This window comes from Bradyrhizobium cajani (assembly GCF_009759665.1).
In the GTDB taxonomy this organism is placed as follows: Bacteria; Pseudomonadota; Alphaproteobacteria; order Rhizobiales; family Xanthobacteraceae; genus Bradyrhizobium; species Bradyrhizobium cajani.
On sequence record NZ_WQNE01000005.1, the window covers coordinates 15,124 to 27,901 of the forward strand.

Consider the following 12,778-nt stretch of genomic DNA (forward strand, 5'->3'; position numbering starts at 1 on the left):
TATAACGATACGACAAGTAACAATTGGCGGGACGGTATCATTACGAGGCGAATGTGCGTGCAGGAGAGAAGCCAGATTGCGCGGCCGGGGGCCCCAGAATCCTCGGGAGTGACGGGTAACGTGATGGAGAGCAGGGGTCAGCTGCGCGGCACGACTTGCAATGTGCTGACGACGTCGATCAGCGCAGTCGCCATCCGGTCGACGCTGAAGCGATCCGTGAACAGCTGGCGGGTCCGTGCGCTCATGGCGGCGCGATCCTCCGCGGAGAGCGCCAGCCATGCCGTCAGGTTCTTGAGCGTGCCGGCTTCCGAGTCGTCGGCGACGAGGCCCGCCTGTGCATCCAGAACCTCGCGCCAGATGTTGACCTTGTCGGAGATCAGCACCGGCACGCCGCAGCCCAGGGCCTCGGCGACCGAGATGCCGAAATTTTCCTGATGTGACGGCAGCATGAAGGCCTCACTGGCGTAGAACGCCCCCCATTTTGCATCGCCCTCCAGCATCCCCGGCCAGGTGATCCGGTCAGCCAGTCCCAGGGTTCTAGTCCGCGCCTTGAGGTCGCCGACCCAGCCGGTCTGGTCGGGGCCGGCCATGAGCAGATGCAGGCGCGGCTCGTCGGCAGCGACGCGGGCAAAGGCCTCGACCATCAGATCGCAGCCCTTCTTGGCATGCAGCCGCCCGAGAAAGAGCAGCACGCGCTTGCCGCGCAATTCGGGGTGGGCGGCGAGAAACGCCTCCCGCAGCGCGGCTGTATCCTGCGGGGGCAGGCGCGTGCCGTAGGAGACGACGCGCTCGCGCGCCCGGTAGGGCCAGAACGATTGGCGGGCCAGCAGCCGCTCGTCCTCGCTGGTGAACAGCACGGCGGCGGCGTCGCGCAGCACGCGGTATTCGGCCCAGGGCCAGTAGAGCAGCTTCTTGAGACGTTTGAGCGGATAGGCCCGGTTGAACCAGGGGTCGAGCATGCCGTGCGTGAATATCACGTAGGGCCGCTTGAGCTCGCGCATCACCTGCCAGGTGGCGAGGCTGTGATGCTGCCAGAGGCCGTTGACGATGACGGCATCGTAACCGCCGGCATGGGCGCGCAGCCACGGCCTGAGCGACGCCGCATAATAGTAGCCGCCGCGCTGCGGCGGGCCGAGCGCGTGCACCGGAAGCGGAAAGGCGTCCACGTGCGGCGCGCCGGGATCGTCGGAGGAGGCAACCTCGATCTGATGACCCATCTCCTGCAGCCGCAGTCCGCGCTGAAGCACGCCTTCGATGGGACCGCCAAAGCGGCGATCGACGGAGGAGACGACATGCAGCAGTTTCATGGACCGTCGCCTCATGCCGCGGCGAAATGCCGATAGAGCTGCTTCGCCCAGTCGCGGTGTCGCATCACGCCGCCACGCGCGCCCGGATTGAGCCATTGATGGATCGGCACGGAAAACCCGGTCTTCGGCCGGTTCAGCACGGTCTCGGGCAGGTCCGGTGCCACGCGCCTGACGATGGTGCGCTTCTCGCTGGCGGCGTCGAAATCGGGCAGCTCCACGAAGTCCTGGAGCAGTTGCAGATCGACCAGCGGCACGCGGATCTCGAGCGAATGCGCCATCCCGGCCCAATCGGCATCGCGCAGCAACTGGTTGCGCATGTACCATTGCATTTCGAGTGCGGAGACCGCGAGCCGGTCGCTGTCCAGCCCGTCGATGCTGGCATCGAGCCGGTTCATGGTCGCAAGCTCCTCGAGGCCGTCTCTTGCCATCCCGGGTTCCATGAGCTCGGCGAGTTCCCACGGCATGTGCAGCGCCCGTCGCAGGAGATAGGCGCCCGACAGGCTGTGGCCGTATTCGGCGATGCCGGCATATTTCGGCGACGGCAGGTGCGAGGCGAAGGGCGCTGCGAGATGACGCAGCAGCATGCCGGCGCGCTCGCCGACCGGCGCGCGGCGCATCAGCTTCACCAGCCGTGGCACCTGGTGGAAGCTCGGATAGGAGCCGAACAACTCGTCGCCACCGAGCCCAGAGATTGCGACCTTCAGCCCCTGCGCAGCGGCAGCCTTGGAGACGAACCAGACGTTGATGCCGTCGATCGAGGGCTGATCCATCGCATCGATCAGATGCTGCCGGTCGCTTTCGAAATCGTGCGCTGAAATCCGGTGCAGCGCGTGCTTGGCATGCAGCAGGCCTGCGACCTCGTCGGCAAGTCCCGCCTCGTCATGGGGGCTGCCGGCATATTCGTTGAAGCCGAGCGTGAGCGTGCGCAATTCGCCGGCGTTTGCCGCGCAGGCCGCGAGCATGGTGGAGTCCAGCCCGGCCGAGAGGAAGACGCCGACGGGCACGTCGGCGACCATGTGCGCGGCGACGCTGTCCCTGACCGCCGCGGCGATCTGGTCGAGCGCGTCATCGGCCTTGCTGCCCGCGGCCGAGGGCAGGCGGCCAAGCGCATCGACGATATTGGCAAAGCGGACCGGTCGCCCTGCGCGATCGGTGCCAAAACGCTGCCAATGTCCGGGCGGCAGCGCGCGGATGCCGCGATAGAGCGTGTAAGGCTCGGGCACCGATCCCCACAGCAGGAACCCGGCATGGCCGGCCGGTTCAGGGCGGCGATCGACAGGTGTCGCGAGCAACGGCTTGACCTGCGAGGCAAAGCGCACGGTGGCTCCGTCATCGGCGACATAGAGCGGCTTGATGCCGAAGGGGTCGCGGGCCAGCAACAGTTCACGCCGTTGCGCATCCCAGAGCGCGAAGGCGTACATGCCGCGCAGATCCGCGAACATGCCTTCGCCGCGCTGGGCATAGAGCTTGAGCAGGACCTCGGTGTCGGACTGGGTGCGCGTTGCGACGCCGTCGCGGTTCAGCCGGTCGCGAAGCTGCTGGTGGTTGTAGATCTCGCCGTTGAAGCAGATCCAGTTGCCGGTGTCGGGATCGTGCATCGGCTGTGCACCACCCTCGCTGAGATCGATGATGGCGAGACGCCGATGCCCGAAGCCGACGCGGCTATCCCCGGAGAGCCACAGGCCGGCCGCATCCGGTCCGCGCGCGGCCATGGCGTCACGCACGCGCAGGAGTTCGGCCCGGTCGAGGGGGTGAGCATCCGCACGGTAAGCGAAGGCACCGTTGATTCCGCACATGGTTCAGCCGTCCACGGTCAAGAGAGGCTTGGATGTGTGTAAGGGGGCATCACGGCACCGCGGCGTGAGCCGGCGTCGAGGCCAGGGCCCTGCGCACGGCGAGGGCAAAGCCCGGCGTCGGTTCGGCGGTGGAAGCCGCGATGTTGCGTTCCATGTGGCTGATGTCGAACATCGAGATGATCACCACGCCGTCCGGGTTGTTGGAGAATGCGAAGCGGAGCGGCAGATCCTGCGCCGCGTTCGAAGCGTCGATCCCGTATTGTTCGGCAATCGCAGCGATCCGAAGCTGACGGCTTCCATCGATGCGAGCGATGGCCCCGGCCGCGCCGAACACGCTGTGGGTCACGAACATCGGCTGCGGTGCCGGAAGCCGCGACCGCAACAGCGGCGCCGCATTGGTGAGCGGCATATCGGGAAACTGCGCGATGTCGATCGGCTGGGCGCTGCGAGCGGCCGCGATGATGCTGTCGGGAGCGCCGGCGACGGACACGGCCCGGATGTATCCCTTGTCGACGAGCCGGCGCAGGACGTCGAAGATGGCGTCGTTCGCCGCATCGTCCTGCGACGGGTCGTGGAGCGCCAGTACGTCGATGTAGTCGGTACCGAGCGATTGCAGGCTCCGGGCAACGGACGTTTCGATCGTTGCGGGATCGATCGCAGCGCGCGCGCCCGTCGCGCGCGCTCTGGATGCGACGCGGCGCAGGGCCGGGATCGTGGCAACCACCTGCCGTGCCGCAGGACGGATCAGCCGCGCCGCGAACGACACTTGCGGTGCGGCGATGCCGAACTTGGTGCAGACCACGACCTTGTCGCGCCGGCCCCGCAGCCCCTGGCCGAGCAGGGCTTCCGCATGCCCGTCGCCATATGGCGGTGCGACGTCGAACCAGCTCACGCCGAGGTCGATCGCGCGAGCGATCGCGCGCTGTCCGTCGGCTGCGGAGATCCGCGAGCCGAGCGAAGCGCAGCCGAAGCCGATCGCAGAGACGTTGCGGTCGAGCCGCGGAACACGGACCATTCTCACGCCGCCACTCCTATTTCTCCGGCCCTGACGTGTTGCGCGAGATGCGCGGCCAGTCGCAGCGCAAGCGCGACCGCCGCGAAGGTCGGATTGGCCTGGCTTGAGGACGCGAACACCGAACTCGAGGACACGTAAAGGTTCTCGATGCCATGCACGCGACAATTGCCGTCGACGACGCTGTCGTCCGGCGTCAGCCCCATGCGGGTGGTCCCGATCTGGTGAAAACCGTCCTTGGCCTGCTGCAGGATGCTCGCAAGCCGCGCCTCCGGCGGCACCCGGTATTCGAGGCGTCCGTATCCGGCACTGCGGAGCGCCTGGTCCAGTATTTCGTGCGCTCGCATCACCGAGCGGGCATCGGCCTCCGAGTAGCGCAGGTCGATATCGAGGAAGGGAACGCCGAGCGCATCCTTCCGATCGGAGAGTGTGACGCGGGATTCGCGGAGAGGCGTCTGCTCTGCAAGAAAATGCAGGGCATAGCGGCCTTCAAAACTGCGGATCAGGAAGCCCGGCCGACGTGGTTTCGTCAGGAGGCGCGCCTGCACGATGGACGCGATGGTCCGGAGCGTCGCGAGGGGCGACATCATCACGTTGCGCAGATGACTGAGCCAACGATATGGCCTGGGCCCGAGGTGGATGATCCGGATTGCTTCGGCCACCAGTCGTCGGCCGATCGGCGGGACCGCCAGCGCCATCCAGACCAGGGACAGCACGCCATTGCGATGGGCGGCCTGATGAAACGGTGGATTGTCGAGCCAGAATGCGACGTTGAAAAGTCTTTCGCGCAGCTGCGCCTCGGGCGCGAGCGTGAAGCGGCGCCGTGCATAGGCGCCGTCATCCATGAAGAAGTCATAGGCAGACACGGAGGTCGGATCGGCGAGCACGATATCCGCGATCTTGCCGGAGGCATGACCCATATAGAAGCGGCCCAGCGGGCCGCTGCCGCCGCCGAACAGGCCCGGTCGCTTCTGTTGCGCCCACAGCAACAGCCTCGTCGTTTCGAGGCCGCCGCAGGCCAAGACGGTCCGGCGCGGCGCGATCCGGCAGGTCCTGTTGGCGTCGCCCACGACGAGGGCGACGACGCGGCGGCCATCCTCCGAGAGCAGGAGCTCCGTCACGGTCGCGCCCATCACGACCGTGATCAGCCGGGAATTGGCGAGGTGCGTGCGGTGCCGGCGTCCGGCGTCGATATCCGGCGTCCAGCGTTCGAGCTGATCGGTTCTGATGTCGCCGAGAGCCTGCGCTGCCGGCGCAGTCGTGAAGCGGGCAGGGCCGATCCCGAAGAAATGGGCGGCAGCGTCATACCAGCAGGAAATCTCGTGGTGCGGGATCGGCCAGATCGTGCTCGCGGCATGCGGCCGCCTTGCGAAATCGACATCGTCGAGCGGCACGCAACGTCCGCCCCACCAGCGCGACGTGCCGCCGAGCCCTCGGCAAATCGCGATATCGGTGGCCGCGTGGCGCAGTTCGTCGGTGCGGTGCCCCGCGGTCAGAGACGCCGCAAACGCGTCCTGTTCCTCGCGTCCGGACTCGAGCAGCAGCACCGACAGGCCGCGCTGCTCGCATGCGAGCGCAAGCGCGATGCCGACGGGGCCGGCGCCGACGACGCAAACGTCGCAAGCTCCGAGCTCGCCTGCATTCGCGAAGGTCGTCAGCATGGGCGTGCCGTCGCCGGTTGCCGGTGATGATGTGACCGTTGCCGCAATGCCGTGCCCCGAAATCTCATCGTCTGGCCCCGTCCGTCGGAGCCCGCTGCCGCGTTTCGCGGATGCGGGCCTATCTATCCAATGTTAACAGCTATCGCAATGCGCTGGTGCAATATCGGCGGTGGTTCATCGATATCGTCAAACTGTAATCTTTATTTGATACTCGCATCCGCGAACGTAACAGAATGGTAACAGGGCTGGGCTGCTTCCGCTCCGATCTTTCGGGGCGGGTTGCGCGCGGCTTTGCAGGTCGGGAAAAGCGGTTCGTTCGTCACATCCGCCGGCATCTGATTTTCCCAATGCCTCGTCCCGTGAGTTGCACCGGAAATGTCCAAGCCGCGCCGGCATCAATCCTCCGATCGGATATCGCTTGTCTCGAGCGCACCGAAACATGCGACGATCGCCGTCGATTCAGTGCGTTCGCCGTCGGCGCTGCGGGAGGAGGGAGGCGGTACGACAGCGGCGATTTCGTCGTGGCGGAAGCCGGTCGCCGCATTCATCCTGCTGTTCGGGGTGGTCTGGCTGTCGCTCCACGCGGCCTATGTGCTGCTACCCTTCCTGCGTCCGGGCTCGGTCGTCATTGCGGATGCGAAATTCGACACGCTCGTGAAGCATCCGATGTTCGATCCGCAGGACCGGTATCGGGTGATGATGTTCGGTTACAGCAAGGTCCTGTCGGCACTGCGCCCTCGCGATCTCGATGCCGCGCTCGGACCCGGATTCCGCTCCTATAATCTGGGCTTGCCCGGCGAGGTCCGGTTTCTTCCCATCCTGGAAGCAGCGTTGGCAGCCGGCAACATTCCGACCCACGTGCTGTTGACGATCCCGTGGGACGGCAAGCACGAAGCCGATGGCCTTACGGCCATCCTGCACGACGACAATAAGCTGGCCAGCACGCTGTTTCCTTTTCGTGCCCTGCCTCGCGACGCGGCGTTGTTTCTCGTTCAGAATAGAACCCGGCTGTCGGAAGCGGTCCGTGACGTGGAGGCTCAGCGCTCAGCCATGCTGGACGATCGCGGCTGGTATTTCATCAAATCGCAGAGCCACTATCCGGGCGATCGGCTGCCGGACGACTATGCGATTCCGACCGATCATCCCTCACGCACCGAGCCGCGTGTGATCCCCGAGAGGTCTCTGGTTCGCGACCGCCTCGAGCAGCTTGCGCGCCAGCACGGCTTTCAAGTGATCTTCGTCCCGGCCTATGTTCGGGTGGGTGAGGCGGCTGCGTGGCCGGCGGCGGACAATACGAGATTGACTACCATCTCGGAGCATCCGCTCATCCGCGTGCTGGGGCCGGACTATTTCACCTATCCGCCGGCATTGTTGGCCGATCCGCAGCACATGAACCCGACCGGCGCACAGGTCTACACCTCCGATCTCGCCAAACTCCTGAAGGTCAGCGGAGCATTCGACTGATGCTCTTCAATTCCTTCGAGTTCCTGGCTTTCTTCGTGACGTTCCTGGTGGTGTTCTTCGCGCTGCCGGCGCGAACGCAGCCGCTCGTGTTGTTGGTCGCCAGTTACGTCTTCTACATGAGCTGGCGGCCTTCCTTCGGTTTGCTGCTCGGCTTGACGACGATGGTGGACTACACGACCGCGTTGATGATGGCGCGTTCGCGCACCGAGGCGGGTCGCAAGGCCGCAATGATCGTCGCGCTCACGATCAATCTGGGTGTGCTGGGCACAGTCAAATATCTGGACTTCCTGATTGCCAATGTGATCGGCGCGGCCGGCCTGTTCGGTTATGTGATTCCAGATTACGCGCTGGGCCTGATACTGCCCCTCGGTATCTCCTTCTACACCTTCCAGTCGGTCGGCTATACGCTTGACGTCTATAACCGCAAGGTCGAGGCGGAGCGCGACTTTCTCACCTATGCGCAGTATGTGAGCTTCTTTCCGCAGCTGATCGCCGGCCCGATCGAGCGGGCCGGGCATATGCTGCCGCAGTTTCGCATCACGCATCGGCTTGCCTATCAGAACGTGACATCCGGCCTGTTCCTGGTCGGCTACGGGCTCTTCAAGAAGATGTGCATCGCCGACGTCGTTGCGCCGGTCGTGAACGGGATCTATGCCAACCCGGCGCAATATTCCGGTGGCTATCAGCTGCTTGCGGCCGTGCTGTTCGCAATCCAGATCTATTGCGACTTCTCCGGCTATTCGGACATCGCGCGCGGAACGGCGCGGATCATGGGCTTCGATCTCATGATCAACTTCCGGCAACCCTATCTCGCCACCAGCCTGAATGAATTCTGGCGCTGCTGGCATATCTCGCTGTCGACCTGGTTTCGCGACTATCTGTTCATCCCGCTCGGTGGCAGCCGGGGCAGCGAGCGCACCACGGCGCGCAATCTGATGATCGTGTTCGCGGTGAGCGGCATCTGGCACGGCGCTGCGTGGACCTTCGTCGCCTGGGGCGTGCTGCATGGCTTCGGTCTGGTGCTCGAGCGCATCTTTGCGATCGTCGTGCGGCCGGACGCCTGGCTCGGGGGGCGGTCGCGCCGGTTGCTCGGCTGGGTCTGGATGATCTCCGTCGTGCTGGTGGGATGGGTATTCTTCCGCTCGACCAGCATGGCCAACGCGTTTCTCACGCTCCGAAGCCTGGTCGACCTCGGTCCGATCTCCTACTTTACGTTGAAGATGCTCGGCCTGGCGAGTGTGGAACTGGCGATGCTTGCCGTTTCGCTCGTGATTTTGCTCGTCATCGATTTCCATCTGGCGTTCCGGCCGCAGCGGCTTCAAGCTCTGGGCGAGCTGCGCTGGCTGTCGACGGGTGTCGGCGTGGCGCTCGCCTATTACATCGTGCTGTTCGGCATTTTCGGGCATGCCGAGTTCATCTACTTTCAATTCTGATGCGTGAGGCCGCCGGTCGTCACGCCCGGATTTCGGAAAAAATCCCGCTCGCGTCGCGTATTGGGTTGACCCTTTCGGCCGATATGTCAAAGAAGGGCGGGTTGAGGCAGGGTCCGTCGTAGAGTTGCCGCGGAGCAAGAGTTTGAGACATGAATGAGCGCGTAGCCCTTATCACCGGAGTGACCGGCCAGGACGGCGCCTATCTCGCCGAGCATCTGCTGTCGCTCGGCTACATCGTGCACGGCATCAAGCGGCGTTCGTCCTCCTTCAACACAGCGCGTGTCGATCATCTCTACCAAGACCCGCATGTCGGCAATGTGCCGTTCCAGATGCACTACGGCGACATGACGGATTCGACCAATCTGATCCGTCTCGTGCAGCAGATCCGGCCGACCGAGATCTACAATCTCGCCGCCCAGAGCCACGTCGCGGTCAGCTTCGAGAGCCCCGAATACACCGCCAATGCCGACGCGGTCGGCGTGCTGCGCCTCTTGGAAGCGATCCGCATCCTCGGCATTGAAAAGGAGACGCGGTTCTACCAGGCCTCGACGTCCGAGCTCTACGGCCTCGTCCAGGAGATTCCGCAGAAGGAGACCACGCCGTTCTATCCGCGCTCGCCCTATGGCGTCGCAAAGCTCTACGGCTACTGGATCACCGTGAACTACCGCGAGGCCTACGGCATGTTCGCCTCCAACGGCATCCTGTTCAACCATGAGAGCCCGATCCGCGGCGAGACCTTCGTGACCCGCAAGATCACCCGCGGCGTGTCCCGCATCGAGGTCGGGCTGGAGCAGATGCTCTATCTCGGCAATCTCGAGGCCAGGCGCGACTGGGGCCATGCCAGGGACTATGTCGAGGGCATGCACATGATCCTCCAGGCGGAGAAGCCAGACGATTTCGTGCTCGCCACTGGCGAGATGCATTCGGTGCGGGAGATGGTCGAGCTGTCGTTTTCGCATGTCGGCCGGCGCATCGAGTGGCGCGGCAAGGGTGTCGACGAGACCGGCGTTGATGCAAAGAGCGGCAAGACGGTCGTGAAGATCGATCCGACCTACTTCCGTCCGACCGAGGTCGACCTTCTGATCGGCGATGCCAGCAAGGCGCGTCAGGTGCTCGGCTGGAAGCCGAAGCGGACCTTCGTTCAACTCGTCGAGGAGATGATGGCGAGCGATCTGGCGGAAGCAAAACGGGACGCAGGCAGTGGCAAGCTTACCGTTTGAGCTGAAGGGCAAGAGCGTCTACGTCGCCGGCCATCGCGGCATGGTCGGCAGCGCGCTGGTGCGCCGCCTCGAACGGGAGGGTGTGAAGCTCGTCACGGTGGACCGTCGCGAGGTCGACCTCTGCAACCAGGCCGCCGTGTTCGACTGGTTTGCGAAGATGCGGCCGCAAGTGGTGTTCCTCGCCGCCGCAAAGGTCGGCGGCATCGTCGCCAACAACACGCTGCGGGCCGAGTTCATCTACGACAACATCGCGATCGCGGCGAACGTGATCCAGGCGGCGCATCGGAGCGGTGCCGAGAAGCTGATGTTCTTCGGCTCGTCCTGCATCTATCCGAAGCTGGCGCCGCAGCCGCTGCGCGAGGATTCCGTGCTCACCGGCCCGCTCGAGCCGACCAACGAGCCCTATGCGATCGCCAAGATCGCCGGTGTCAAGATGGCGGAGGCCTATCGCAGCCAGTACGGATGCGACTTCATCAGCGTGATGCCGACCAATCTCTACGGTCCCGGCGACAATTATCATCCAGAACTGAGCCATGTGGTCGCCGCCCTGATCAGGCGCTTCCACGAGGCGAAGGTGGCTGGCGCGGAGAGCGTCGTGGTCTGGGGCACCGGCACGCCTCGGCGCGAGTTCCTCTATGTCGATGACATGGCGGATGCCTGCGTGCACCTGATGAAGACGTATTCGGGTGCGGAGCTGGTCAATATCGGCACCGGCGAGGACATCACGATCGCCGAGTTCGCGCGGGTCGTGGCCGAGGTCGTCGGCTATCGCGGCGCGTTCAGTTTCGACACCTCACGGCCCGACGGAACGCCGCGCAAGCTGCTCGACGTCAGCCGCCTCGAGCGGCTCGGCTGGCGCGCGACGACCTCGCTCGAGGAGGGTTTGAAGCGCGCATATGAGGCCTATCAAGCCGGCACGCTGGCTCCTGCATGACCGGTTTACGGTGACCAGCACCGCAGGCCGCCGGTTTCAACGAAGATCAAGGCGATCGCATGCAAGGCCGGATCATGCATCCGGCAACAGCCCCGCATGTTCGCCCTTCACCACGAGGTAGCGTCCAAGGCAGATGGCGTCGAGGCCAGTGCGCAGGAAGCAGCTCATCGCCTGCTCCGGCGTGTCGACGATCGGCTCGTTCTCGTTGAAGCTGGTGTTCAGAACGATCGGAATACCGGACAGCCGGCCAAAGCTCTCGATCAGCTCGTAGTAGAGCGGGTTGGTATCGCGCGCGATGCTTTGCAGGCGGCCGGTGCCGTCGACGTGGGTGATGGCGGGAAGCTTCTCGCGCCACTCGGGACGGAGCTTGACGACGTGCATCATGAAGGGACTGAACACGTCCTGCTCGAAATAGGTCGATACGGCCGGCTGGAGAACGCTGGGGGCAAACGGACGGAAGCTCTCGCGCCGCTTGATCTTGGCGTTGATCACATCCTTCATGTCGGGCCGCGTGGGATCGGCAAGGATGGAGCGATTGCCGAGCGCGCGCGGGCCCCATTCGGAGCGTCCTTGATACCATCCGACCACCAGGCCGGCATGGAGGAGGGCGGCGACAGCCTTGGGAACACCGCCGTCCGGCAGCTCCCGCATCGGGCATTGCGCCGCTTCCGCGGCGCGCCGCATGGCCTCATCCGAATGAGAGGGGCCCCAATAGGCGTGCGTCATGTGGAAACGTTCGCGCCCGCCTGCGACGTTGTGCCAGGCCCACAGACCCGCACCGACGCACAGGCCGTCATCCGACGAGGCCGGCTGCATGTAGGTCTGCTGGAACGGCGTTTCGCGCAGCAGGCGCGCATTCATGACGCCGTTGAGCGCGCAGCCGCCGGCATAGGCGACCTGATTGGTCGGCACCAGCTCATGCAGCCGCCTGAAGCAATGCAGCGAGACCTCCTCGAAGCGGATCTGGCAGGAACGTGCGATGTCCTTCTCCCGCTGCGTCATCTCTTCGCCGCGCTGGCGCGGCGCGCCGAACTTGTCGGTCCATTTGTCGGTGAACAGGCGCAGCATGTCGATGCGGTGGTTCTCGTCGACCTTTCCGCCTTCGCCGCCGCGATGCATGCCGAAATAGCCGTCGGCGAGCTTGAACCATCCGTCGGGTCTGGTCTGGACGAGGTCGCGCATCTCGCCGAGATAGGCGTCGGTGCCGTAGGGCGCGAGGCCCATGACCTTGTATTCCTCGCCAAAACCATCGAAGCCGATGAACTGGCAGCATGCCGTGTAGAAGAAGCCAAGGCTGCTCGGCAGGTGGACGCGGTCGACGACCTCGATGCTCGTGCCTTCGCAGCGCGCCGCCATCATGCTGGTGAAGTCGCCGCTGCCGTCATAGGAGAAGCCCGCCGTCAGGGTCTCGAACGGCGAGCAGTAGTACGAGCTCGCGATATGCGACAGATGATGTTCGACGTTGACGATCTTGGCCTTGACCGTTTCCCGTGCCTGTCCGGAGGCGTCGGCGACCATGTCGCTGATGCCGAGATCGACCCTGGCGCGCCGGATATGCTCCATCGCCGCCATGCCACCGGAGATGGGATTGCGCAGGACATAGGAGACCTGGGCCGCGCGATTTTGCGACGGATCGCGCGCGACCGCGATGAAGTCGAGCTCCTTCGCCGAGATTCCGCCCATGGCGAGAACGGCCTGGATCGCGTGCTGCGGGAACGAGGGATCGTGCTTGATGCGCTGACCGAAACGCTCCTCTGCGGCCGCGGCGACGACCTTGCCATCGAGGATAAGCGCCGCGGAGGCATCAGGATGGTTGAGGTTGAGGCCGAGAATTGCGGTCATACGAGCAGTCTTTCGGGTTGTGATGCAGTATCGGAGGTTGGCTATGTGAAACGGATATCGGAGCGGAAACGTAACTAACAACGTAACTTATCATTTCGGTGACTGGCCC

The 12,778-nt window shown here is 64.6% G+C and carries 9 protein-coding genes; 4 read left to right on the forward strand and 5 right to left on the reverse strand.

Annotated features, from left to right (window positions below):
• Positions 1 to 137: 137 nt before the first annotated feature.
• Genes GPL20_RS08455 through GPL20_RS08470 form a run of 4 tightly spaced genes read right to left on the reverse strand, consistent with a single transcriptional unit; the run spans position 138 to position 5,776 of the window.
• Positions 138 to 1,307, reverse strand: coding sequence for a glycosyltransferase (locus GPL20_RS08455; protein ID WP_157329156.1), 1,170 nt, complete (start codon positions 1,305 to 1,307; stop codon positions 138 to 140).
• An 11-nt stretch (positions 1,308 to 1,318) separates the two neighbouring features.
• On the reverse strand, positions 1,319 to 3,103 hold the full coding sequence (gene asnB / locus GPL20_RS08460; RefSeq protein ID WP_157329157.1) for an asparagine synthase (glutamine-hydrolyzing): 1,785 nt from the start codon (positions 3,101 to 3,103) through the stop codon (positions 1,319 to 1,321).
• A gap of 49 nt (positions 3,104 to 3,152) precedes the next feature.
• Positions 3,153 to 4,118: an aldo/keto reductase gene (locus tag GPL20_RS08465; RefSeq protein WP_246250207.1), complete on the reverse strand. Its 966-nt coding sequence runs from the start codon at positions 4,116 to 4,118 to the stop codon at positions 3,153 to 3,155.
• A gap of 2 nt (positions 4,119 to 4,120) precedes the next feature.
• Positions 4,121 to 5,776: a GMC oxidoreductase gene (locus GPL20_RS08470; RefSeq protein ID WP_157329159.1), complete on the reverse strand. Its 1,656-nt coding sequence runs from the start codon at positions 5,774 to 5,776 to the stop codon at positions 4,121 to 4,123.
• A gap of 375 nt (positions 5,777 to 6,151) precedes the next feature.
• On the opposite strand from GPL20_RS08470, the gene GPL20_RS08475 reads away from it, so the two are divergent.
• From GPL20_RS08475 to fcl, 4 genes are all read left to right on the forward strand, one after another.
• Entirely contained in the window at positions 6,152 to 7,240 is a 1,089-nt protein-coding gene (locus GPL20_RS08475; protein WP_157329160.1) for a hypothetical protein, read from the forward strand.
• A complete protein-coding gene (locus tag GPL20_RS08480; RefSeq protein ID WP_157329161.1) occupies positions 7,240 to 8,673 on the forward strand; it encodes an MBOAT family O-acyltransferase in 1,434 nt (477 codons plus the stop codon). The genes GPL20_RS08475 and GPL20_RS08480 overlap by 1 nt, the downstream gene beginning before the upstream one ends.
• Positions 8,674 to 8,822: 149 nt before the next feature.
• The gene (gene gmd, locus GPL20_RS08485; protein WP_157329162.1) at positions 8,823 to 9,893 is read left to right on the forward strand and encodes a GDP-mannose 4,6-dehydratase; all 1,071 of its coding nucleotides are present in this window, start codon (positions 8,823 to 8,825) and stop codon (positions 9,891 to 9,893) included.
• Complete coding sequence (gene fcl / locus GPL20_RS08490; protein ID WP_309143207.1) at positions 9,874 to 10,827, forward strand: GDP-L-fucose synthase; 954 nt, start codon at positions 9,874 to 9,876, stop codon at positions 10,825 to 10,827. Before gmd ends, fcl begins: the two co-directional genes overlap by 20 nt.
• A gap of 72 nt (positions 10,828 to 10,899) precedes the next feature.
• Here fcl and GPL20_RS08495 read toward each other — a convergent pair whose 3' ends face one another.
• Positions 10,900 to 12,669, reverse strand: coding sequence for a carbamoyltransferase family protein (locus GPL20_RS08495; RefSeq protein ID WP_157329163.1), 1,770 nt, complete (start codon positions 12,667 to 12,669; stop codon positions 10,900 to 10,902).
• Between the last annotated feature and the right edge of the window lie 109 nt (positions 12,670 to 12,778).

What these genes read in the sequence shown, in the direction of transcription:
- GPL20_RS08455 (WP_157329156.1), bottom strand. Translation starts at nt 1,307, where the DNA reads ATGAAACTGCTGCATGTCGTCTCCTCCGTCGATCGCCGCTTTGGCGGT.
- asnB (WP_157329157.1), bottom strand. Translation starts at nt 3,103, where the DNA reads ATGTGCGGAATCAACGGTGCCTTCGCTTACCGTGCGGATGCTCACCCC.
- GPL20_RS08465 (WP_246250207.1), bottom strand. Translation starts at nt 4,118, where the DNA reads ATGGTCCGTGTTCCGCGGCTCGACCGCAACGTCTCTGCGATCGGCTTC.
- GPL20_RS08470 (WP_157329159.1), bottom strand. Translation starts at nt 5,776, where the DNA reads ATGCTGACGACCTTCGCGAATGCAGGCGAGCTCGGAGCTTGCGACGTT.
- GPL20_RS08475 (WP_157329160.1), top strand. Translation starts at nt 6,152, where the DNA reads ATGTCCAAGCCGCGCCGGCATCAATCCTCCGATCGGATATCGCTTGTC.
- GPL20_RS08480 (WP_157329161.1), top strand. Translation starts at nt 7,240, where the DNA reads ATGCTCTTCAATTCCTTCGAGTTCCTGGCTTTCTTCGTGACGTTCCTG.
- gmd (WP_157329162.1), top strand. Translation starts at nt 8,823, where the DNA reads ATGAATGAGCGCGTAGCCCTTATCACCGGAGTGACCGGCCAGGACGGC.
- GPL20_RS08495 (WP_157329163.1), bottom strand. Translation starts at nt 12,669, where the DNA reads ATGACCGCAATTCTCGGCCTCAACCTCAACCATCCTGATGCCTCCGCG.